We start from the raw sequence: 21,315 nt of genomic DNA, 5'->3' as shown, positions 1-21,315 counted from the left end.
TTGGCGGCGGTTCCGTGCGGCTGTTCGGGGCGTCGATTCGGGGCGGCGGTTCCCGCGCCGGTCGCAGCGCGCGGGCACCGCGTCAGATGCGACGCGTCGCGCAACGCCGTGCGCCGCGTGAGCCAACACGCCGTGAGCCGCATCACCCAACACGCCGTGGGCCGCATCACCCGACACGCCGTGCGCCATGTCACCCACAGTGCTCAGCATGCGCCGCTCCAGAAGCGCCGAGTCGCCGGCCGCCGCAACGACGCTTGCTGGTGCCTCGCGTCGCGCAACGGTCATTGTTATGCACCGCGTCATGCCACGGCGCCCGCTATGCGCCGCGTGCAAAAACGCCCGCGAGACGCCCTCCATCACCCGTACTCATGCGCGCCGCGCATTCAGCACGACTTGCGTGAGCACGCCCGCCACCAGTCCCCAGAACGCCGAGCCGATGGACAGCAGCGTCAGCCCCGACGCCGTCACCATGAAAGTCACGAGCGCCGCTTCGCGCTGCCTGGCGTCCTGCATCGCGTTGGTAAGGCCGCTCATGATCGATCCGAACAGCGCCAGCGCCGCGACGGACACAACGAGTTCGCGCGGGAACGCCGCGAACAGCGCCGCAATGGTCGCGCCGAAAACGCCGGCGATCAGATAGAAGATGCCGCACCACACCGCGGCCATGTAGCGCTTGCCGTGGTTTTCGTGCGCCTCGGGGCCGGTACAGATCGCCGCCGTGATCGCGGCAAGGTTGACGCCGTGCGAGCCGAACGGCGCGAGCACCAGCGACGCGATTCCCGTCGCCGAAATCAGCGGCGCCGACGGCGTGGTGTAGCCGTCCGCGCGCAGCACCGCGATGCCGGGCACGTTCTGTGACGCCATGGCGACCACGAAAAGCGGAATCCCGATGCTGACGCTTGCGGCGAGCGAAAACGCAGGCATTGTGAAGACAGGATGCGCGAGCGCCACCTGAAAGTGACTGAAGTCGAGCAGGCCGAGGGCGCCCGCGGCAATCGTGCCGGCGATCAGCGTCATTGGAATCGCGTAACGCGGCGCGAGGCGTTTGACGAGCAGGTAGGTCAGAAACATCGTCAGCACGAGCGCCGTCTGGAACTGCGCGGCGCGAAAAATCTCGATGCCGATCTCGAACAGGATGCCCGCCAGCAGCGCAGCCGCGATGCCAGCGGGAATTTTCTTCATAAGCGTATCGAACCAGCCCGTCAGGCCGACTATGGTCAGCAGCAGCGCGCAGACGATAAACGCGCCGATCGCCTGCCCATAAGGCACATGCGGCAGCGACGACACCAGCAACGCCGCGCCGGGCGTCGACCACGCAATCACAATCGGTGCGCGAAAGCGCAGCGAGAGTCCGATCGTGCAGACGGCCATGCCGATCGACAACGCCCAGATCCACGACGAAATCTGCGCATTCGTCAGATGTGCGGCCTGACCGGCCTGGAACATGAGCACGAGCGAACTGGTGTAGCCCGTCATCATCGCGACGAAGCCCGCGACGATGGCCGACAGCGAGGTATCGGCTAATGGATTGAAGCGGCCGGGCGGAATGCCGGCAGGGACCAGATCAGGCGATGACGAGCGGCTCATGCAAATACTTTGTTGTCGTTGAGGGTGGAGCGGGGCGGTTCTATTTGCTCAGCATACGCATGGCGGACTCGAGCCCGGCGAGCGTGAGCGGGTACATGCGGTGGCCAAGCACTTCGCGGATCGCGCTGACGGACTGGCGATACGCCCACAACCCTTCAGGTTCGGGATTGAGCCACGCGTGATGCGGGAAGTGGTCGGCGAGGCGTCGCAGCCACACGGCGCCGGCTTCCGCGTTGTTGTATTCGACCGAGCCGCCCGGCTGCAGCACTTCGTAGGGGCTCATGGTCGCGTCGCCGACGAAGATCAGCTTGTAGTCGGGCGTGAATTTATGCAGCACGTCCCACGTCGGCATGCGCTCGGTGTGACGGCGACGGTTGTTCTTCCACAGGAAGTCGTACACGCAGTTGTGGAAATAGTAGAACTCGAGGTGCTTGAACTCGGCCTTCGCGGCGGAGAATAGTTCTTCTGTGCGCTTGATGTGGTCGTCCATGGAGCCGCCGACATCTAGCAGCATCAGCACTTTCACCTTGTTGTGCCGCTCGGGCACCATCTTCAGGTCGAGCCAGCCGGCATTCGCGGCCGTGCTGCGGATCGTGTCGGGCAGGTCGAGTTCTTCGGCCGCGCCTTCGCGCGCGAAGCGGCGCAAGCGGCGTAATGCGACCTTGATGTTGCGCGTGCCGATTTCGACCTGGTCGTCGTAATCGCGATAGGCGCGCGCTTCCCACACTTTCACGGCAGTGCGATTGCCCGCCGCGTCGCCACCGATGCGCACGCCTTCCGGGTTGTAGCCGCCGTTGCCGAACGGCGACGTGCCACCCGTGCCGATCCACTTGCTGCCGCCTTCGTGACGCTCTTTCTGTTCGTCGAACAGTTGCTTCAGGCGTTCCATCAATTTGTCGATGCCGCCCATCGCCTCGATTTGCGCCTTTTCTTCCGGCGACAGATCGCGTTGCAGCTTTTTCTTCAACCAGTCGAGCGGCACGTCGAAGGCGAGTTCGGAGGTCTGCGCGACGCCGTTGAAATACGCGCCGAACGCCTGGTCGAACTTGTCGAAGTACTGTTCGTCCTTCACGAGCGTCATGCGCGCGAGGTAATAGAACTCATCGAGCGACGGCGCGATCACGTTGGCTTTGAGCGCCTCGAGCAGCGTCAGGTATTCCTTCACCGACACGGGCAGTTTCGCGGCGCGCAGCGAGTAGAAGAAGTCGATCAGCATGCTGGGTTCTCCGCGGCGCGGGCACTCAAGAAAAGTTCAACGGTTATTGCGGTTCATGAAGATCAGCCGCTCGAACAGGCTCACGTCCTGTTCGTTTTTCAAAAGCGCGCCGTGCAGCGGCGGAATGATCTGCTTCTGATCCGACGAGCGCAACGCTTCGGGCGGGATGTCTTCGGCGAGCAGCAGCTTGAGCCAGTCGAGCAGTTCGGACGTGGACGGCTTCTTCTTCAATCCGGCCACGTTGCGCAGCTCGAAAAAGCTTTGCATGGCCGCGGCGAGCAGTTCCTTCTTGATGCCGGGATAATGCACCTCGACGATCTGCTGCATCGTGGCCGGGTCCGGAAACTTGATGTAATGAAAAAAGCAGCGGCGCAGAAACGCGTCGGGCAGCTCCTTCTCATTGTTCGACGTGATGATGACGAGCGGACGCTGTTTCGCGCGGATCAGCTCGTGCGTCTCGTATACGTAGAACTCCATGCGGTCGAGTTCGCGCAGCAGGTCGTTCGGAAATTCGATGTCGGCCTTGTCGATCTCGTCGATCAGCAGCACCGTTTGTTCGTCCGATTCGAACGCCTGCCACAGCACCCCTTTGACGATGTAATTGCGGATGTCCTTCACGCGCTCGTCGCCCAGTTGCGAATCGCGCAGGCGCGACACCGCGTCGTATTCGTACAGACCCTGCTGGGCCTTGGTGGTGGACTTGATATGCCACTGCAGCAGCGGCATGCCGAGCGCGGCGGCGACTTCTTCAGCCAGCATGGTCTTGCCGGTGCCGGGCTCGCCCTTGATCAGCAGCGGGCGCTTGAGCGTCATCGCGGCGTTGACCGCGAGCTTGAGGTCGTCGGTGGCGACGTACTGCGATGAGCCTTCGAAACGCATGGCGAGATGCTCTTTGGGCGGAAAAAACCCAGTATAAGTCAGAAGCCCTGTTGGCCTGAAACCGGCTCGCGTATGGTTTCAGCCGCGGTGCGGCACGGCCGGAACGCAGGCCCGCCGGCCGGCGCGCCCCGCGCGGTGGACGTTCGGCGCGGCGTCGCGGTACAATTAGCCCGATTTTTTTGGCCTGCGTGGCTCCCTATAAGAATAACGGCGCGGGCCGTTGCCTTTTTTGGGCGCCCGTTTCCCCTCAAGCCAGGTTACATGCTATGAATAAATTCGTCGGCAAACACGTCGTGATCGCAGCGCTGTCGGTGCTCGCGGGCTATGCGGCCAGTGCGCAGGCAGCGGATGTCGTCGGCAACGCGAAAGCGGGCCAAGGCAAGGTCGCGATGTGTATTGGCTGCCACGGCATCCCTGAATATCGCACGGCTTATCCTGAGGTCTACCGCGTGCCCATGCTCGGCGGCCAGAATCAGGCGTACCTCGAAAACGCCCTGCGCGGCTACAAGAAGGGCGATCGCCACTTCGAAACGATGCACGCGATCACCGCGTCGCTATCGGATCAGGACATCGCCGACATCGCTGCTTACTACGCAGCGCAAAATTCCTCATCGAAGAGCAATCCCGACAAGTGACCGGCTGCGGTTATCCAACCAGTCACACGGCTATTAAATTCGCGGGATAGGAGAATTCATGAATAAGCCCCAACAGGCACTCCACACGGTGTTCAAGGCTGCATGCGCGTCGGCGGCAGTATTCGGTCTGGTTGCAGCGAGCGTCGCGCACGCGGCCGACGCCGGCAACGGTAAGGTGCTGTCCGAGAGCCACAACTGCGCGGCATGTCACGGCCCGAACCTGAACAAGCCCGTCAGCCCGGAATATCCGAAGCTCGCAGGTCAGCATTCCGATTACGTCTACTGGGCGCTGCGTCAGTATCAGATGGGTAACGGCAACCCGCACATGGGCCGCAATAACGCGATCATGCAGGCGCAGGTGCAGAGCCTGTCGCAGTCGGACATGAAAGACATCGCGGCTTACATCGAATCGCTGAACGGCGATCTCGTGCAGAAGAAGTAAGCGCGCCGCGCCATCTCGGCGCTGCCTGACGATTTCAACGACACCCCGCTTCGACGGGGTGTCGTGCTTTTAGACGCCGGAGTTTGCATGCGTGGCTGGGTTCGGGGTCCTGCGCGCGCTCGTTTGCGCGTTCCCTTCGCGCTCCGGCCCGCGTTGCTATGCTGGCCCGCTTGTGCCTAGTCGCGCGTCGCGCGCCGTTCGATTCGCTGCAGATATGCGTCGGTATCCGGCGGCAGTCCTGTGCGCTGCGCTTCCCAAATGGTTTCGCCGAGGCATTCCATGATCGCGTGCTGCGCGTCGTGCGTCGACCCAAGACGGGCGGCAAGACGCTCATGCGCGGCGCGGATGCCCGGCGGCTGGTCTATCGACAGCTGTTCCGTGATCGCCAGGTGCATCGACAGATGCAGGAACGGATTGGTCTGCCCGCGTTCGGGCGAGTAGTCCTGAGCCTGGGCCGCCTCGGTATCGGTCAGTTGCGCGTGATACTCGGGATGCTCAATGATCCAGTCGGCGGCAATCGCTTCGAGCGGCGTCAGAATCTCGCCCTGACGCTGCTTGCGCCAGGTCTCGGTGAAAAATTGACGGACTTCGTCGCGGCTGGGATTGAACATCGTGGGACCGGTTTATCGAGTGGAAAGTGAGAGGAGAGCGCGACGCCCGCGTGCGGTAACGGGCCGCTGTGAGAACGCGCATTGCGGGGCCGCTTAGGTAGGCCGGTGCCGCCGCGTACAACGCAGGCCGCTGCCGCTCTATGTATAACGCGGCATTTTACGCGCCGGTGCTGCAGCTTGCTGAGGACGCGCACGCTCAAAGATCGGGCGGCGGCGTCTTTGGCCGGAATTCGCAAAGCGGCTCGATCGCGCAATGCCAGCACTCCGGCCGACGTGCCTTGCACACATAACGGCCATGCAGGATCAGCCAATGATGCGCGTCCTTCTTGAACTCGTCGGGCGTGAATTTTTCGAGCGCTGCTTCGACCGCGCGCACGTCTTTGCCGGGAGCCAGCCCGGTTCGATTCGCAACCCGAAAGATGTGCGTATCGACGGCGATAGTCGGATGGCCGAACGCCGTGTTCAGAATCACGTTAGCTGTTTTGCGCCCGACGCCCGGCAGACTTTCCAGCGCCTCGCGGTCCTCCGGCACTTCGCCGCCGTATTGATCGAGCAGGATGCGGCAAGTCGCGATCACGTTCTTGGCCTTGTTCCTATACAGGCCGATCGTCTTGATGTAGTCGGCGACGCCTTCTTCTCCGAGGTCAAACACTTTCTGCGGCGTGTTGGCGACCGGAAACATCTTGCGCATGGCCTTGTTGACCGACACGTCCGTCGCCTGCGCTGAAAGCAGTACGGCAATCAGCAGTTCGAACGGTGTGGTGTACTCCAGTTCGGTCGTGGGATGCGGATTGATGCTCTGAAGCGTTTCGTAGATGGCGCGGCGTTTATTCGCGTTCATGCGGAGCGGGCGGATGCTGTTAGCGCGAATTGCGCGTGCTGGCCGGTGTCGACGGCGGCGGGTTGCCGGCGGCGTCGTCGGCAGGCTGATCGGCAAGTTGCTCGGCACCTGTGCCGGTAAGTCCGAGACGGCGGCGGCGTGCTTCGGCCGCGTCGATCTGTGCCTGCACGTCGGCGCTCACCTGCTCGGTGTTCAACGGGGCCTGGCCTTTGGCGGCCAGCTCTTCCTTCTTCTTGCGCGCGCGTTCGAGCGCGGCCTGGATGATCGCGCGTTTTTTCGCTTCGGCGTCGGCGTTCCCGGCGATGCTTGCAGGCGATGCCGCTGGCGTCGACACGTTGCCTGCCGGTGCATTGCTAGCCGCGGTGGCGGCTGCGCTGCTGCGCCGCGCCGCAACACGTGCTTCGGCAGCTTCGCGCTCGCCCGCGAGACGCGCCTCGCGCCGGTTATGGCGCTCGCGCGCCGCGTCGGCGAGCGGCTGGCTCCATGCGTCCCAGCCGGTCGCCTCGCCGGTGACAGGCGGCATCGAAATGCAATCGACCGGGCAGGGCGGCACGCACAGGTCGCAGCCCGTGCACAACTCGGCGACTACCGTGTGCATGTGTTTCGGTGCCCCAACTATTGCGTCGACCGGGCACGCCTGCATGCACAACGTGCAGCCGATGCACACCTGTTCGTCGATAACCGCCAGAGGGCGCGGCCGTTCGACGCCATTGGCGGAATTGAGCGGAATGACCGGTTTGCCGAGCAGGGCGGCGAGGCGCGCGACGCCTTCCTCGCCACCGGGCGGGCACTGGTTGTAATTGGCTTCGCCGCATGCGACGGCCTCGGCATACGGACGGCAGGCCGCATAACCGCACTTGGTGCATTGCGTCTGGGGAAGCAGATCTTCAATGCGATCTGCGAGTGTCTTGATCTCTGTCACGGTCACGATGTGGGGCCAAGCGGGGCTCGGCGGGCGGCCGCACAGCTTGAACTAAATAGCACATTATCGCCGATTTCCCCAATTGCCATCGGCAATCCATGTGCCATAATCAAAGCGCTTTTTTCGAAAGACCGCAGAAGGGTTTTCCCCCAACCAGCCCGTTCAGTGCTGTCGGTGCAAGGCCCGAGGAGAGGCCGGCGGCGCGATCCGGAAAAACGCGGCTCACGAAGACCATGCCACCATGAATCAGCCGAAAATCAAAAGAGATCCTGAAGGCACCCGGCGCCGCATTCTGCTTGCGGCAGCCGAAGAGTTTGCAAATGGTGGGCTATTCGGCGCGCGCGTCGATCAGATCGCCCGCCGCGCGGAGACGAATGAACGCATGCTCTACTACTACTTTGGTAGCAAGGAGCAGCTTTTCACTGCAGTACTCGAGCACGCGTTCAGCGCGCTCAACGAAGCGGAACGCACGCTCGAACTGAACGGCATTGCGCCGGTCGAGGCAGTTACGCGCCTCGCGCATTTTGTTTGGGATTACTACCGCGACCATCCTGAACTGCTGCGCCTCGTCAATAACGAGAACTTGCACGAGGCGCGTTATATGCAGAAGTCCACGCGCATCCGCGAGATGATTTCGCCGATCGTCGCCACGCTTGGCGGCATCCTCGAGCGAGGTCAACGCGCGGGGCTGTTTCGCACGAACGTGGACCCGCTGCGCTTCTACGTCACGCTGTCGGGCATGGGCTATTACATCGTGTCCAATCGCTTCACGCTCGAAGCCACGCTTGGTCGCGATTTCAGCAGTGCGAGCGAACGCAGTGAAGTGATTCAGATGAACACCGAACTACTGCTCGCTTATCTGTTGCGAAAGTAGGACGGCACCTAGTGTTGGCCTGCAAAGTTGAGAGGCGCTAAAGGCGCTTCTCAACTTTGCCTGCTTTTGAACGAGGCGTTTGAGACGGGCCAAAAAAACGGCCTCCTAATCAGGAGGCCGTTCTTATCAGTTGCGCGAGAGCTTCGTGAGTGGCTGCAAAGCCTGCACGAAGCCTGCATGACACCCGTCAAACTTCAGCTTTTTCCTTCACGACCCTCGGCGCCTTGTTGTGTTCGAGGATGAAGTCGCGCAGCTGCGGATAAATGATGGTGCGCCAGCGGCGGCCGGAAAAAATGCCGTAGTGCCCGCACTTTTCCGCCGTGAAGTGACGCTTGTTCTTCTCCGGAATGCCGGTGCACAACCCGTGAGCGGCATAGGTCTGACCGTCGCCGGAGATGTCGTCCAGTTCGCCTTCAATCGTCAAGAGCGCTGTTTTCGTAATGTCCTGCGGCCTCACGCGTTCGCCGGCCACGTCCCAGGTGCCTTCAGCCAGACAGAACTCCTGAAACACTACGCGGATCGTGTCCAGGTAGTAGTCGGCGTCCATGTCGAGCACGGCGTTGTACTCGTCGTAGAAGCGGCGATGCGCTTCGGCGTCGTCTTCGTCGCCGCGCAACAGGCTCTGGTAGAAGTCCCAGTGCGAAGCCGCGTGACGTTCCGGGTTCATCGCGACGAAGCCCGTGTGTTGCAGGAAGCCCGGGTAGACCTTGCGGCCCACGCCCGGATAGTTCGGCGGCACCGTGAAGATCACGTTGTTTTCGAACCACTCGTAAGAATGTTGTGTGGCGAGCGAGTTGACCGAGGTGGGGCTCTTACGCGCGTCGATGGGCCCGCCCATCATGGTCATGGTGCGCGGCGTGTCTTCGCCGCGGCTCGCCAGCAGGGAAATCGCAGCGAGCACCGGCACGGTCGGCTGGCACACGGAGATCACATGCAGATTCTTCGCGCCGATGTGGCGGATGAATTCCTGAATGTAGGCGACGTAATCGTCGAGATGGAACTCGCCGTCTTCGAGCGGCACCATGCGCGCGTCGATCCAGTCGGTCAGATAGACCTTGTGGTCCTGCAACAACGTGCGCACTGTGTCACGCAGTAGCGTGGCATGGTGCCCCGACAACGGCGCGCACACCAGCACGACCGGCTCGTCCTTGAGTTGGGTCACGGCGTCGCTGTCGTCCGCGAAACGCTTGAAGCGCATCAGGCGGCAGAACGGCTTCTCGATGATCGTTTGCTCGATGATCGGGATGTTGTGACCGTCTTTGACGATTTGATGGAGATTGAACTCCGGCTTCTCGTAATCTTTACCAAGCCGGTAAAGCAGTTCGTAACCGGCGGAAAGGCGCGTGGCGCCAGGCACGTAGGCCAGCGGGCTGGCCGGATTCGCGAACGATTTGGACGCGGCCTGAGCCCAGGCGGTAAGCGGGCTCAGCATAGCCCGCTGGAATTCGTGCAATTGGTAGAGCATGGGTGCTCCGTTTTAAGCGGTTCGCATGGGGCTTCGCAAACACGCGTGTGGCGTTGCGGCAGGCCATTCTGGTTGTTGGCACACTATTTTTGGGCCGACAAACGGCTAGATCATATACAAAGTAGTGGTGTTGTGCAATGCAGCAATCCGCAGCTCCATCCGTAAAAAGTGTCATTGAATCATGCTACTGGCGATGTTGCCGTGCCGCTATCCGGGCTTGCAGCAGCATCAAGTTCCGCCTGGTGCGTGCCGTTATGAGACGGATGGCCCGTGGCCCGCGCCATCGCCTGTTCATGTTTCATCAAGTTCAGGCCGGTGTTGACGAGCGACACATGCGAGAACGCCTGCGGGAAATTGCCGACCAGGCGTTTCGCGGACGGGTCGTATTCCTCCGCGAGCAGCCCAACGTCGTTGCATAGTCCGAGCAGCCGTTCGTACATGGCGATCGCTTCGTCGAGGCGGCCTTGCAGCGCCAGGTTGTCCACCATCCAGAACGAACAAGCCAGAAACGTGCCTTCCCCGGGCGGAAGGCCGTCGTCGAATTCGGTCGTGCGGTAGCGCATCACGAAGCCGTCGTGCATCAGGTCGCGTTCAATCGCGTCCACCGTGCCCTTCATTCGCGGATCATGCGGCGGCAGGAAGCCGACGAGCGGCATGAGCAGCACGCTCGCGTCCAGTTGGTCGCTGCCGTACGCCTGCACAAACGCGTTGCGCGATGAATTCCATGCCTTCTCGCAGACTTCCGCGTGAATCTGCGCGCGGGTCGCGCGCCATTCGTCGAGCGGGCCTTCGAGCTTGAACATTTCCGCCGATGCAAGCGCGCGGTCGAACGCAACCCACGCCATGACCTTCGAGAAAGTGAAATGCTGGCGCCCGCCGCGCGTCTCCCAGATGCCCTCGTCGGGTTGCTGCCAGATCGTGGTCAGGTGGCGCAGCAGTGCGCATTGCACGTTCCACGCGGTGTCGTCTGCCTGCAAGCCGCCGATGCGCGCCAGATGCAGCGCGTTCATCACCTCGCCATACACGTCCAGCTGCAGCTGCCCCACCGCGTTATTGCCGATCCGCACGGGCTTCGCGCCCTGATAGCCTGGCAGCCAGTCGATCTCGAACTCCGGCAGGCGCCGCTCTCCCGCGATCCCGTACATGATCTGCAACTGGTCGGGCGCCCCGGCCGTGACCCGGCCGAGCCAGCTGCGCCATGCGCGCGCTTCGTCGTAATAGCCGCCGCGCATCAGCGCGAGCAGCGTGATCGTCGCGTCGCGCAGCCAGCAGTAGCGGTAGTCCCAGTTGCGTGTGCCGCCCAACTGTTCAGGCAGCGATGTGGTGGGCGCGGCGACGATTCCGCCGGTCGGCTCGTAGGCGAGCGCCCGCAGCGTGATCAGCGAGCGGCGGATCGGCTCGGCCCATCTGCCCTGGATGGTGCCGCGCGCCGACCATTCGAGCCAGTGGTTCTCGGTGCGCGCGAGCGCCGTGTGCGGATCGCGCGCTGGCGGAAGCCGCAGATGCGAGGCGGCATAGGCGAGCGCGAAGGGTACACGCTCGCCTTCCTTGACGGTGAATGCCGCCACCGTTTTCATGTTCTCGCCGACCAGTTCCACGGGCGTGCGCAGCACCGCGTTATCCGGGCCGGCGATCGCGCGGATGCCGCTCTCGTTCTTCAGGCGGGCGACCCACGGAATCGAGAAACCGTAGTCGAAGCGCAGCACGAGTTCCATCTTCATGCGCACGGTGCCGCGTTTGCCGACGACGATACGCACCATCTCCGACCAGCCGTTGCCCGGCGGCATGAAATCCACGAGCGTGACCGCGCCTTCGGGCGTTTCGAAGTCGGTTTCGAGTATCAGCGTTTCGCCCCGATAACGGCGGGTGATTTTCACGGGCGCGTCGGAATCGGGGCAAATCAGCCAGCGGCCGTTGTCCGGCGTGCCAAGCAGCGCGGCGAAGCATGCTCCGGAGTCAAAACGCGGCCAGCAAAGCCAGTCGACGGAACCTTCGCGGGAGATGAGCGCGGCGGTGTGGCCGTCGCCGATGAGCGCATAGTCTTCGATGGGTGCGGGCATGAGGGTGCGTATCAGTGCGTTTGGATAGCAGATGCCGCACAACTGGCCGCACCTGTTCGTTGTTCTTTCCGGACTCGCTGGTGGCTTTTGGGCTTCATCGGCAATGCGGCAAAACGCGGGTTGGTAAATGTCAAACCTATGCCTACAATCGGTAATCTGGTCGGTGCGGAAATCTTCGTGATTTGCGAACCGGCTTGCCCATCGCGCATGCACACGCCGTTTCGAGGACGAAAGCCATGCTGAATCCGTCAAAATCCGACTGCATCACGATTCTCTCCGCCGCGAGCCAGCTCGCGGACGATTCAATGTTGCCTCTCGATCACAGCCGCCTTGGCCTGAGCCTCAACGGCATGCAGACCGCCGCGAGCTTTCTGATCGAACGAGCCTGCTTCCGCCGTTATCAGGAAGGTGACGGCCATTATGCCGTCGGCGCGCTGTCGCTGCAGGGGCGCTGGCGTCTGGACCAGCTTTCGAACGGCTGACGCCAGCGTATAGCACGCAAGCGATTCGCATCGGGCGTTATCCGGATACGGCGCGGCGCGTGATCGCCTGACATCTATTGGCAGCCTGCGGCAATGACCGGCGCGGGCGTGTCCCGGCGTGCGCGCTTGTGTGCGCTCCTATGCGTTCGCGCACGTCGTGCACTGTCGCCTGTGACAGTGCTCTTATACCGACCGCCCATCTACTGCGCATGGAGATAAGCCGGGCCGTCTTGCGCCCGGCTGCCGCGCTCAGAAATGCGAGGACCCCACGCCAAAAATCCCAATGATCCCGATGATGATCAGATAGAGCGCGACGATATAGTTCAACAGCCGCGGCATCACGAGAATCAGAATGCCGGCGATCAACGAAACCAGCGGGCCCAGGCTGAGTGTGACGTTCATGAATACTCCGTAGTGTGGTGAGACGCGATTAAAAAAGATCCCGCCCAGGCGGGACAATTGCTAACAACGCAGCGGCTGTCGATACAGCGGCTGTCGACGCAGCGCCTGCCGCTGCAGCACTCCAGTCCCGAAACAATCCGCTACCCGATTGACCACCCGCCTACGGGTTCATACGGCCTGCTTCTCTGCATCATCCGTTGCAACGCTTTTATACTTGCTCGACGAGAACAACGCTCGACCCGCCGCGCGGCAGACCAGAGACGCCATTACAACCAATGCATGCAAATAACCGATGTAGAGGAGGTCATATGCTTCGTCGTCACCGGGCCGCAGTGCGCGCCGCTCCAGGTGTTACTCAGCCTTCTTCGTATTCCGATGCGGGCTCCCTTTCACGGCGCGCGCGCACATGGGCTCCCATGCTCTCCGCCGGCTCGATCATAAAAGGTTTCGCGCTCATGGTCTCGATTGTCGCTTCGCCCGCGTTTGCCCAGGAGGCCGGACCGGTTCCCGGCGACGGCGTCTATGACATGCTGGTCGGCACCTATACCGGCGGCAAGAGCGAGGGCTTGTATGTCTATCGCTTCGACACGAAGACTGGCGACGCGACGCGCGTCTCGGTCGCGCAGACGGTCAACCCGTCGTATCTGGTGGTGAGCCGCGACCGTCGGTTCGTCTATGCCGTCAACGAACTGCCTGGCGACAACGGACCAGCCAGCCAGCGCGGCGGCATCAGCGCGTTTCGCTTCGACGCCACGAGCGGCCAGTTGAGCTTCCTCAACAAGGTTTCTGCCGGCGGCAACGATCCGTGCTACCTGAGTCTCTCACCGGATGGCAAATATCTGCTGACCGCGAACTATTCGGTCGCGGCCGACCCGGGCGGCAGCTTCGCGGTGTTTCCGGTGCAGGCGGACGGCCAGCTCGGCGTGTCTGTGCTGACCGTGCACCATGAAGGCGGCGGCCCGGTGAAAGGGCGCCAGGACAACTCGCACGTGCACTCCACTGTCTTTTCGCCGGACGGACGTTATCTGTTCGCGCAGGATCTCGGTGCCGACAAGCTCTATTCATACCGCTACACGCCCGACGGCAGCCGCGGCCTGTTCGGTCCCACCGACTGGCGTTATACCCAGGAGAAGCCGGGCACGGGCCCCCGGCATCTGGTTTTCGGCGCCGATGGCAAGCATGCGTACCTGACGAGCGAGCTCGCCGCCACCGTCAGCATCTTCGATTACGACGACGGCAAGCTCACGCAGGTCCAGACAGTCTCGCTAACGGAGCCCGGCTTCAAAGGCGCGGTCGGAGCTGCGGCGATCCATCTGTCGCCGGACGGGCGGTTCCTGTACGCGACCAATCGCGGCGACGCGAACGAGATCGTGATCTTCTCCGTCGATCCGACGAACGGACATCTGAAAAAGATCGGTCATCAATCGAGTCTCGGGAAGTCGCCGCGCGAATTTGCGATCGACCCCACGGGCAAATGGCTGATTGTCGGCAATCAGAACAGCGACACGGTCTATGTATTCAAGCGCGACCAGCAGAGCGGCTTGCTCGAAGCGAACCCGAAGCGTATCGAGATCGGCTCGCCGGTCGACTTCAAGCTCGTGTCGCCGTCGTGAGGAAGGTGTCCGCGTCTGTCCACGTGTGAGCGAACGACTGAATCATGCGTGCGAGTACGCGCGCTGTACGCTGCATGCTGCATGAACAACGGGCCGCTTCAAGCGGCCCGTTGTTTTGTGGCTGGCGTGGTTCGCCTCGTGACGCGTATTCGAGGCGTCGGCGACGGGGAACTGCCCGTGTGACAGGCTTATTCCGCAGGCCCGGGCGCGAGCACTTCACGGCTGCCGTTGATACCCATGGCCGAGACGAGCCCGGCGGTTTCCATCTGTTCGACAAGACGCGCCGCGCGGTTATAGCCGATGCGCAATTGCCGCTGCACCGATGAGATCGACGCGCGCCGCGTGCGGACGACGAACGCAACGGCTTCGTCGTAGAGCGGATCGGCTTCTGCATCCGGCGAGTCGCCGAACAGGTCCTGCGCCGCTCCGCCGTCGGTCGCGGGGCCGTCGAGAATGCCTTCCTCGTATTGCGGCTCGCCGAACTGCTTCAGATACTCGACGATCGCATGCACTTCCTCGTCCGCGACGAACGCGCCGTGCACGCGCTGCGGGTAGCCCGTGCCTGGCGGCAGGAACAGCATGTCGCCCTGGCCGAGCAGCGACTCCGCGCCCATCTGGTCGAGAATCGTGCGCGAGTCGATTTTCGACGATACCTGGAACGCGACGCGTGTCGGAATGTTCGCCTTGATAAGCCCGGTGATCACGTCCACCGAAGGGCGCTGCGTTGCGAGAATCAAGTGGATGCCGGCTGCGCGCGCTTTTTGCGCAAGCCGCGCGATCAGTTCCTCGATCTTCTTGCCGGCCACCATCATGAGGTCGGCGAGCTCGTCGATTACCACGACGATCAGCGGCAGAGGCGCGAGCGGCTCGGGCGCCTCCGGCGTCAGTGAAAACGGATTGCCCAGCTTCTTGCCCTTCGCTTCTGTGTCGCGAATTTTCTGGTTGAAGCCCGCGAGGTTGCGCACGCCGACCGCGGACATCAGGCGGTAGCGCTTTTCCATTTCGCCGACGCACCAGTTGAGCGCGTTGGCCGCGAGCTTCATGTCGGTGACGACAGGCGCGAGCAGATGCGGAATGCCTTCGTAGACCGACAGTTCCAGCATTTTCGGGTCGATCATGATGAGGCGCACTTCCTCGGGCGTCGCCTTGTAGAGCAGCGAGCAGATCATCGCGTTGATCGCGACCGACTTGCCCGAGCCCGTCGTGCCCGCAACCAGCATGTGCGGCGCTTTCGCGAGATCGGCGACCACCGGATGGCCCGTAATGTCCTTGCCCATCGCAAGCGTCAATTGCGAATGCGAGTTCTGGTAGACGCTCGCTTCGAGAATCTCGGACAGGCGGATCGTCTGGCGCTTCGCGTTCGGCAATTCGAGGCCCATGCACGTCTTGCCGGGAATCGTTTCGACGACGCGGATCGAAGTGAGTCCGAGACCGCGCGACAGGTCCTTCATCAGTCCGACGATCTGACTGCCGCGCACGCCGAGCGCCGGTTCGACTTCGAAACGCGTGATGACGGGACCCGCCGATGCGCCGACCACCGTCACCGGCACCTTGAATTCCTGCAGGCGCTGTTCGATGAGCAGACCGGTCTCGATGAGCTTTTCCTCGGAGACGGGCTCGACGTCGGTATCGGCGGGCGCAAGCAGATCGAGCGTGGGCAGTTCGACCATCGACGCGGCCGGCGCGTGGAATTCGAAGCCGTTGGCCGGGCTGTGGCCGCGCAGCGGCGCGCGCTGCACGGGCGGTTCGGCCGCGGGGACCGGTTCGTGCACGGCGTTCGATGCGGCCGGGGGTGAAGAGGGCGGCGCCGAAAAAGTGGCGTCCACAGCGGGAGCCTAGATCGCTGGTGCGGTCGGGGGCGCGCTGAAGCTCTCCTCATCGTGCGGATGCGGATACCGTTGCGCCTGGCCGTGCGTTGCCGGCGGCGCCTGGATCACGAAGCCCGGGAAACGAACCACGTTGGACGATACCGTCGCCGCGACGCTTTGCTCCGGCGCGACGGCTGTATCGGTCACAGGCGCAGTGCCTGGTCCGGCTGACGTGGCCGCTGGATTCGCGAGGGTAGGGGACGTTAGCGCGTCGGCAGTGGGTGCGTATGTCGGCCGTGCCGTGCTTGCGCTCGTACCTGTTGTGTCTGTGCTTGTGCTTGCGGCGTGCGGAAGCTGTGGAACGTTGACCGGAGCGCTGTCGGGCGCAATGTCCGGAGCGGTCAACACCGGCCGGATCGCAAGCGGCGTAGCGGGGTCTTCGTCTTGCGCGTCGCGGTGCTGACTTGCATGCGTGGCCGCGCTAGCGGGGCTGTCCGGGCTGCCATCGGGCTGTTGCGCCGATGAAGGCAGGTCTTCTTCCCAAGGCGGCGTCTGCGACGGCGCGTCCGTCTCCTGCAGCCGGGTTGCAAAGATGCCGAACGGCGTGCGAGTGACGGGTGGTGCGGCAACCTGCAGTGTTGGGGCGACCGTCGATATCAATCCCGCTGCGAGCGCGATCGCCGGCGTCGACGGCGTTGCGAGTTCAGTCGACAAGGTATGCGGCGCTTGAATGACAGGCGGCTCAATCGGCCATTGCACGACCGGGACCGTACTGCTCGCAGCCGGCGCTTCGGATTCCGTCAGCAGCGTATGAGCGTGCGCGTCAACCGGCGTTTCATGCGGCGCTTCTAGTGCAGTTTCTTCCACTGACATTCGAGGCTGCATTTCAACGGGCCGCTCAGCCGGTGTTTCATCGGCGTTGAGGGCCCCGGGTGCCGACGCATCGCTCGCCGCTGATCTTGCGACATCGTTAGCCTCTGCTCGATCTGCGAGTGAAGGCGGCTCGAAGTTGCCGTCGCGGGCAATCTCCCCGCTTGCAGTGCCGCTCGAACCCGACGGCGGAATGTTCGCATCCGCGATCTTCGCACCTTCCGCGCCGGTGCTTCGCGCGAGGCTGACGCCGGCGATATCCGTCCAGCGGGCGGCGTTCTCCGCGATGCTGCGCAGCGTCTCCTGGACGCTGGCAGGCGGCGTGACCTTCTGAGTTGCGGGCAAGGGCCGCGTGAAGCTCGGCGCGGGCGACAACGGACGACGCGTGCCCGAAACCGCAGCGACATCCTGGGTGCGCGAGGCCGATGGCAGCGCTTGCGCCGGCGATGCCGCGCGATTGGACGGCGTGGAAGCATGGTTGAGCGCGGTGCGCCCATCGACGGATCCGCTCGGCGGCGTCGTACCCGCAGCCCCGCGCGGACCCACGGCCGTGCCCGCTGCGAGACGCGCAGCGTGGGCATCAGCGCCTTGTACACCGGCGGCCACTCCCGCCACACTGGCGCCGATTCCCAACGATCCGCCGCCTCGCGGGTCACGAGCCGGGCGGCCCGTGCCCGGCGAACCGTTATCACCGACCCCGTTTGTAGCCGCCGGGCTCGCAGTAGATGAACGCGGCTGCGACGTGGACTCGCGCAGCCATCCAGCCGGCGCGACCGGCTCCGTCGGCGCCCATGTTGATTTGCCCGCAGCCGATCCATGCATCGGCGTCTGTGCCGTTACGTGCCGCGCCGGATTCGCGCTACCGGTACGCAAGACTGGCTCAGCTTGCGAAGTCCGGCTGCGCGGCGCAACTCGCCCGGCTCGCCAGCCTTCGCCAGCCGCGCGCGTTGCCGCGTCCCTGCCAGCGGCCGATCCAGCGGCGCCCGCACCCGCAACGCCGACACCTGCGGCCCCTGCGCCACCCGCAGCGCGCCCTTTGACAGGCGGTCGCCAAACAGTCGGCCGCGAATAACGCCCTTTGCTTTTGGGCGCCATCGTGTTCATGGAACTGGATATGTGCGGCGCCGCGCCGTCGTCGATGCGATGGCGGCGCGCCTCATCGTCACGCCTTGCGAGACCGCGCGAGGCGAGGCCGAGGCCGAACGCGCCGTCGGCCCACGCGAGAAACTCGCGCCAGTGAAAACCGATCAGCCAGGGCAGGCTGACGACCAGCAGCGCGAGCGCCGCGAGCGGCGTGCCGATATGCCCGAGCAGATGGCCGAAGCCCGCCGCGAGCGCATGGCCGATCGCGTTCGTGCCGGCCACGCCGATCAGCGACGCCTCCAGCGTGCAGCTCGCCAGCATCACGCAGACGAAGCCGAGCCACAGCCTGATCGTGCCGGGGCCGCGCAAACCCGCGCCGCCCGGCAGCATCGACTTGACGAGCCGCCATATGAGAGGAATGAACCAGACGGCCGACCCGCCGAACCAGCCGAAAACTACCGTGTGCATACTGGACATCGACAAATGACGGATTGAGGGAAACGCAATCCGTCGAGTTTAAACCGGTGAAGCCCGAGGGCTCCGAAGGCGGACACAAGTATGCCTGCGTCCTCGTGCAAACCGGGCGGCGCGCCGGACAATCCGCACGCCGCCCGCGCTACTGCTACTTGTGCTACTTGGGGCTGCGCTCGAACACCAGCGTATCGCCGTTATCGAGCACCAGCTGCATTTGCTGCGGCTCGCGCATCTGCACGCCGGTCCGTTCGATGTGCGTAAGCGCGCTCAGGTAGGTGCTCTCGATTTGCCCGCCCGGCGTCGCGCAAGCCATGCGCGTGCCGCCCAGCGTGCCGAAACTCAGCTTGCCGTCTTTCAGCGAGTACGAACCCATATAGCGGTTGCAGCCGGAAAAGCCGCTCGCGTGGCGCTGGCCCGTCGCGGTCGAAAGCGTGAGCGTGATCGGCGCGCCGAGATTCGCGAACGGAATGGTGCGGGCCGTGCCGTCCGGCTGCTTCCATCCGGTGAGAACCCAGCTCGTGTCGTCGAGCAATTGAGTGGCGGCGGGGTTGAACGGGTCGGGTGCGGGTGCTTCCGCATCCGGATGTTTCGGAATCGCGCAGGCGCCGAGCAGCGCCGCGACGCTCAACGCGGCGAAGACCGTGCGCGCAAATGGAGCAATGCGCGCAACACGTCGCGTGGAGAAGCTTGGATGCATGGCGTCGTTCCTCTTCAAACTGGCAAAGGCGTAAGGGTAACGCACTCGGTGCGCCGCGCGCTCACGCAGTTTGCGACAGCGCCCTCACAGCGCCGCAGTCCCGATGAGCGCGCGGCAGCTCTTTGCGCTTACCACGTGCACAAGAAGCGGCCGCCGCGAGCAAGGCGCGGCGAGGGGTCCGCATGTTAACATCGTGCTCTACCCAATCCCACCCTCATCCGACTTTTATCTGGAGACCCCATGCAGATCGGCCAACGGATCGGCACGCCCCTTTCTGAATCCGCCACGCGCGTCATGCTGCTCGGCGCCGGCGAACTCGGCAAGGAAGTGATCATCGCGCTGCAGCGGCTGGGCGTCGAGGTGATTGCCGTCGACCGTTATCCGAACGCGCCGGGCCATCAGGTCGCGCACCGCGCGCACGTGATCGACATGACCGACGGGGCCGCGCTGCGAGCGCTCGTGGAGCAGGAGCGCCCGCATCTGATCGTCCCGGAAATCGAGGCAATCGCAACCGACGCGCTCGCCGTTATCGAAAGCGACGGTCTTGCCGAGGTGATCCCGACCGCGCGCGCCACGCAGCTTACGATGAACCGCGAAGGCATCCGCCGTCTTGCCGCCGAAGAGCTTGGCTTGCCCACCTCGCCGTACGCGTTCGCCGATTCGCTCGAGGAGTTGCGGGCGGGCATCGCCAAGGTCGGTTATCCGTGCGTGGTGAAGCCGGTCATGTCGTCGTCGGGCAAGGGGCAATCGGTGCTGAAAAGCGACGCCGACGTCGAACCCGCCTGGCAGTATGCAATGGCCGGCGGCCGTGTGAATCGCGGCCGCGTGATCGTCGAAGGTTTTATCGACTTCGAATACGAGATCACGCAGTTGACCGTGCGCGCCGTCGATCCGTCGAATGGGGAAGTCGCCACGTACTTCTGCGATCCGATCGGTCATGTGCAGGTGGCGGGCGACTACGTCGAATCGTGGCAGCCGCAACCCATGAGCCCGCTCGCGCTCGAACGTTCGCGTGAAGTCGCGCACAAGGTGACGGCCGCGCTCGGCGGGCGTGGCCTCTTCGGCGTGGAACTTTTCGTCCGCGGCGATGACGTATGGTTCTCGGAAGTGAGTCCGCGTCCGCACGACACGGGACTCGTCACGCTGTGCTCGCAACGTTTTTCGGAATTCGAACTGCATGCGCGCGCGATCCTCGGCTTGCCGGTAGATACGTCGTTGCGCGCGCCGGGTGCGTCGGCGGTGATTTACGGCGGGCTCGACGAAGCGGGCATCGCCTTCGAAGGCGTTGCCGCGGCGCTCGCCGTGCCGAATGCGGACCTGCGGCTTTTCGGCAAGCCGGAGAGCTTCGTCAAGCGCCGCATGGGCGTGGCACTAGCAACCGGCGGCAACATCGACGAGGCACGCTCGCGCGCGAAAGAGGCCGCGGCTGCGGTGCGCCCGGTGTCGGGAAAGTCTGCGCAATGACGCGCTTTGCGCGCGTGCCGGCCAGCCCGGCGCGTTTGCAGCCTTTCTCAGCCTTTCGCAGCCTGATTGTTTGGAGCCCACGAATGGATGGCGGGCTCATTGAAGCCAAGGTAGGTATGTCGCAGGAATCCCGCAGCAACGTGTCGCGCGGTGCAACGCGGCGCGGCGTGGCCGTCCGTATCGGCGCTCTCGGCGTGTCGTTCGCGCTCTGCGCAGCATTGACGGGCTGCGGGCTTGCCGCCGCACCGTGCCGCATTGCGTCGGCCGGTCTGAAGATCGTGCCGGTGGTCGGGCACGTGGCCGCCGCGCCGACCGACGCCTGCGCCGAAGTCATCGACCCTTGATCAGCAACGACCGGGGCATCCAATGAAGAAAAGGCTGGTTGCAGTGAGCCTCGCGGCAATGTGTGGTTATGCGTTTGCCGCGCCCTTGCATCTCGAAGACGTTCAGGCGAAAAATCGTCAAACGCGTAAGTACACTTGCGCGACCGGCAGGATCCTGCACGTCACCTACTGGAATACGGCCAACGGCCAGAGCTTCGCGCTCGTGCCCGTTAAAGGCAAGCAACTGCTGTTCGTCAATACGATCGCGGCGTCCGGCGTGAAGTATCAGGCCGGCAGTTATACATGGTGGACCAAGGGTCCGCGCGCCGATCTCTACGACGCCACGGCCGGCGAGGACGCGCCGCCGGTTCTGTCCGACTGCATCACCCTCAATCGCTGAACGCCGGCTGAAGCCTTGCCGGAATCCCGGCTCATAGCATCAAGCGGCCGGCCGAAGCCGTCGCCCGTTGGTTCTCTCGCGCTGCAGTGTCCCCGTGCGCGCATCATTTCCTCCCGAGTAGTAAGCTGTCCGGCGTGGCATTGCGCGTGTCGTCGTGACGGTTGCCG

Annotated in this window: 18 protein-coding genes and 1 pseudogene; 8 read left to right on the top strand and 11 right to left on the bottom strand. The window is 63.7% G+C overall.

What is annotated here, in order from left to right; translation table 11 throughout:
• Positions 1-366: 366 nt before the first annotated feature.
• Genes JMY24_RS23875 through JMY24_RS23865 form a run of 3 tightly spaced genes read right to left on the bottom strand, consistent with a single transcriptional unit; the run spans position 367 to position 3,682 of the window.
• Entirely contained in the window at positions 367-1,587 is a 1,221-nt protein-coding gene (locus JMY24_RS23875) for a benzoate/H(+) symporter BenE family transporter (protein ID WP_128594668.1), read from the bottom strand.
• Positions 1,588-1,627: 40 nt separating this feature from the next.
• Complete coding sequence (locus JMY24_RS23870) at positions 1,628-2,803, bottom strand: vWA domain-containing protein (RefSeq protein WP_128590986.1); 1,176 nt, start codon at positions 2,801-2,803, stop codon at positions 1,628-1,630.
• A gap of 36 nt (positions 2,804-2,839) precedes the next feature.
• Positions 2,840-3,682 carry an AAA family ATPase gene (locus JMY24_RS23865; protein ID WP_020065319.1) on the bottom strand — a complete coding sequence of 281 codons (843 nt, stop codon included), beginning with the start codon at positions 3,680-3,682 and terminating at the stop codon, positions 2,840-2,842.
• Positions 3,683-3,948: 266 nt separating this feature from the next.
• Between JMY24_RS23865 and JMY24_RS23860 the strand changes: the two genes are divergently transcribed.
• Positions 3,949-4,317, top strand: a complete 369-nt coding sequence (locus JMY24_RS23860; RefSeq protein WP_013338619.1) for a c-type cytochrome — start codon at positions 3,949-3,951, stop codon at positions 4,315-4,317.
• A 58-nt stretch (positions 4,318-4,375) separates the two neighbouring features.
• Positions 4,376-4,759 carry a c-type cytochrome gene (locus JMY24_RS23855; RefSeq protein ID WP_128592355.1) on the top strand — a complete coding sequence of 128 codons (384 nt, stop codon included), beginning with the start codon at positions 4,376-4,378 and terminating at the stop codon, positions 4,757-4,759.
• 176 nt (positions 4,760-4,935) lie between these two features.
• Here the strand turns inward: JMY24_RS23855 and JMY24_RS23850 are convergent, their stop codons facing one another.
• The 3 genes from JMY24_RS23850 to rsxB form a co-directional block, all read right to left on the bottom strand.
• Complete coding sequence (locus JMY24_RS23850; protein ID WP_128594669.1) at positions 4,936-5,370, bottom strand: DUF1841 family protein; 435 nt, start codon at positions 5,368-5,370, stop codon at positions 4,936-4,938.
• A gap of 196 nt (positions 5,371-5,566) precedes the next feature.
• Positions 5,567-6,211, bottom strand: a complete 645-nt coding sequence (gene nth, locus JMY24_RS23845; RefSeq protein ID WP_128594670.1) for an endonuclease III — start codon at positions 6,209-6,211, stop codon at positions 5,567-5,569.
• A 19-nt stretch (positions 6,212-6,230) separates the two neighbouring features.
• Positions 6,231-7,133: an electron transport complex subunit RsxB gene (rsxB, locus tag JMY24_RS23840; protein WP_201703071.1), complete on the bottom strand. Its 903-nt coding sequence runs from the start codon at positions 7,131-7,133 to the stop codon at positions 6,231-6,233.
• A gap of 241 nt (positions 7,134-7,374) precedes the next feature.
• Between rsxB and JMY24_RS23835 the strand changes: the two genes are divergently transcribed.
• Positions 7,375-8,007: a TetR/AcrR family transcriptional regulator gene (locus JMY24_RS23835; RefSeq protein ID WP_027803217.1), complete on the top strand. Its 633-nt coding sequence runs from the start codon at positions 7,375-7,377 to the stop codon at positions 8,005-8,007.
• Between the two features lie 187 nt (positions 8,008-8,194).
• On the opposite strand, the gene JMY24_RS23830 is transcribed toward JMY24_RS23835, so the two are convergent.
• Both JMY24_RS23830 and JMY24_RS23825 read right to left on the bottom strand, forming a co-directional pair.
• The gene (locus JMY24_RS23830) at positions 8,195-9,472 is read right to left on the bottom strand and encodes a polyhydroxyalkanoate depolymerase (RefSeq protein WP_128589508.1); all 1,278 of its coding nucleotides are present in this window, start codon (positions 9,470-9,472) and stop codon (positions 8,195-8,197) included.
• 179 nt (positions 9,473-9,651) lie between these two features.
• Positions 9,652-11,532: a glycoside hydrolase family 15 protein gene (locus JMY24_RS23825; protein WP_128594671.1), complete on the bottom strand. Its 1,881-nt coding sequence runs from the start codon at positions 11,530-11,532 to the stop codon at positions 9,652-9,654.
• Between the two features lie 236 nt (positions 11,533-11,768).
• On the opposite strand from JMY24_RS23825, the gene JMY24_RS23820 reads away from it, so the two are divergent.
• The gene (locus JMY24_RS23820; RefSeq protein WP_128594672.1) at positions 11,769-12,014 is read left to right on the top strand and encodes a hypothetical protein; all 246 of its coding nucleotides are present in this window, start codon (positions 11,769-11,771) and stop codon (positions 12,012-12,014) included.
• 249 nt (positions 12,015-12,263) lie between these two features.
• Here JMY24_RS23820 and JMY24_RS23815 read toward each other — a convergent pair whose 3' ends face one another.
• A complete protein-coding gene (locus JMY24_RS23815; RefSeq protein WP_007175701.1) occupies positions 12,264-12,416 on the bottom strand; it encodes a DUF3096 domain-containing protein in 153 nt (50 codons plus the stop codon).
• 308 nt (positions 12,417-12,724) lie between these two features.
• On the opposite strand from JMY24_RS23815, the gene JMY24_RS23810 reads away from it, so the two are divergent.
• Entirely contained in the window at positions 12,725-14,029 is a 1,305-nt protein-coding gene (locus tag JMY24_RS23810) for a lactonase family protein (protein WP_128594673.1), read from the top strand.
• Between the two features lie 188 nt (positions 14,030-14,217).
• On the opposite strand, the pseudogene JMY24_RS39400 reads toward JMY24_RS23810, so the two are convergent.
• Positions 14,218-18,258: pseudogene (locus JMY24_RS39400) on the bottom strand (FtsK/SpoIIIE family DNA translocase).
• A 163-nt stretch (positions 18,259-18,421) separates the two neighbouring features.
• Positions 18,422-18,961: an META domain-containing protein gene (locus JMY24_RS23800; RefSeq protein ID WP_128594676.1), complete on the bottom strand. Its 540-nt coding sequence runs from the start codon at positions 18,959-18,961 to the stop codon at positions 18,422-18,424.
• Positions 18,962-19,201: 240 nt separating this feature from the next.
• Here JMY24_RS23800 and purT point away from each other — a divergent pair, with 240 nt between their 5' ends.
• From purT to JMY24_RS23785, 3 genes are all read left to right on the top strand, one after another.
• Positions 19,202-20,425 carry a formate-dependent phosphoribosylglycinamide formyltransferase gene (purT, locus tag JMY24_RS23795; protein WP_128594677.1) on the top strand — a complete coding sequence of 408 codons (1,224 nt, stop codon included), beginning with the start codon at positions 19,202-19,204 and terminating at the stop codon, positions 20,423-20,425.
• 116 nt (positions 20,426-20,541) lie between these two features.
• Positions 20,542-20,769: a DUF6726 family protein gene (locus tag JMY24_RS23790; RefSeq protein WP_201703069.1), complete on the top strand. Its 228-nt coding sequence runs from the start codon at positions 20,542-20,544 to the stop codon at positions 20,767-20,769.
• Positions 20,770-20,791: 22 nt separating this feature from the next.
• Positions 20,792-21,148 (top strand): MliC family protein, encoded by a 357-nt coding sequence (locus tag JMY24_RS23785; protein ID WP_128594678.1) that lies wholly within the window; start codon positions 20,792-20,794, stop codon positions 21,146-21,148.
• Positions 21,149-21,315 lie beyond the last annotated feature (167 nt).

Source organism: Paraburkholderia kirstenboschensis, assembly GCF_904848585.1.
In the GTDB taxonomy this organism is placed as follows: Bacteria; Pseudomonadota; Gammaproteobacteria; order Burkholderiales; family Burkholderiaceae; genus Paraburkholderia; species Paraburkholderia kirstenboschensis.
This window is presented reverse-complemented; position numbering and strand designations above follow the sequence as displayed.

Coding starts and splice junctions, on each gene's coding strand:
- JMY24_RS23815 (WP_007175701.1), bottom strand. CDS start 12,416: ATGAACGTCACACTCAGCCTGGGCCCGCTGGTTTCGTTGATCGCCGGC.
- JMY24_RS23830 (WP_128589508.1), bottom strand. CDS start 9,472: ATGCTCTACCAATTGCACGAATTCCAGCGGGCTATGCTGAGCCCGCTT.
- JMY24_RS23875 (WP_128594668.1), bottom strand. CDS start 1,587: ATGAGCCGCTCGTCATCGCCTGATCTGGTCCCTGCCGGCATTCCGCCC.
- JMY24_RS23785 (WP_128594678.1), top strand. CDS start 20,792: ATGAAGAAAAGGCTGGTTGCAGTGAGCCTCGCGGCAATGTGTGGTTAT.
- JMY24_RS23865 (WP_020065319.1), bottom strand. CDS start 3,682: ATGCGTTTCGAAGGCTCATCGCAGTACGTCGCCACCGACGACCTCAAG.
- JMY24_RS23800 (WP_128594676.1), bottom strand. CDS start 18,961: ATGCATCCAAGCTTCTCCACGCGACGTGTTGCGCGCATTGCTCCATTT.
- JMY24_RS23850 (WP_128594669.1), bottom strand. CDS start 5,370: ATGTTCAATCCCAGCCGCGACGAAGTCCGTCAATTTTTCACCGAGACC.
- JMY24_RS23810 (WP_128594673.1), top strand. CDS start 12,725: ATGCTTCGTCGTCACCGGGCCGCAGTGCGCGCCGCTCCAGGTGTTACT.
- purT (WP_128594677.1), top strand. CDS start 19,202: ATGCAGATCGGCCAACGGATCGGCACGCCCCTTTCTGAATCCGCCACG.
- nth (WP_128594670.1), bottom strand. CDS start 6,211: ATGAACGCGAATAAACGCCGCGCCATCTACGAAACGCTTCAGAGCATC.
- JMY24_RS23860 (WP_013338619.1), top strand. CDS start 3,949: ATGAATAAATTCGTCGGCAAACACGTCGTGATCGCAGCGCTGTCGGTG.
- JMY24_RS23825 (WP_128594671.1), bottom strand. CDS start 11,532: ATGCCCGCACCCATCGAAGACTATGCGCTCATCGGCGACGGCCACACC.
- JMY24_RS23870 (WP_128590986.1), bottom strand. CDS start 2,803: ATGCTGATCGACTTCTTCTACTCGCTGCGCGCCGCGAAACTGCCCGTG.
- JMY24_RS23835 (WP_027803217.1), top strand. CDS start 7,375: ATGAATCAGCCGAAAATCAAAAGAGATCCTGAAGGCACCCGGCGCCGC.
- JMY24_RS23820 (WP_128594672.1), top strand. CDS start 11,769: ATGCTGAATCCGTCAAAATCCGACTGCATCACGATTCTCTCCGCCGCG.
- JMY24_RS23790 (WP_201703069.1), top strand. CDS start 20,542: ATGTCGCAGGAATCCCGCAGCAACGTGTCGCGCGGTGCAACGCGGCGC.
- JMY24_RS23855 (WP_128592355.1), top strand. CDS start 4,376: ATGAATAAGCCCCAACAGGCACTCCACACGGTGTTCAAGGCTGCATGC.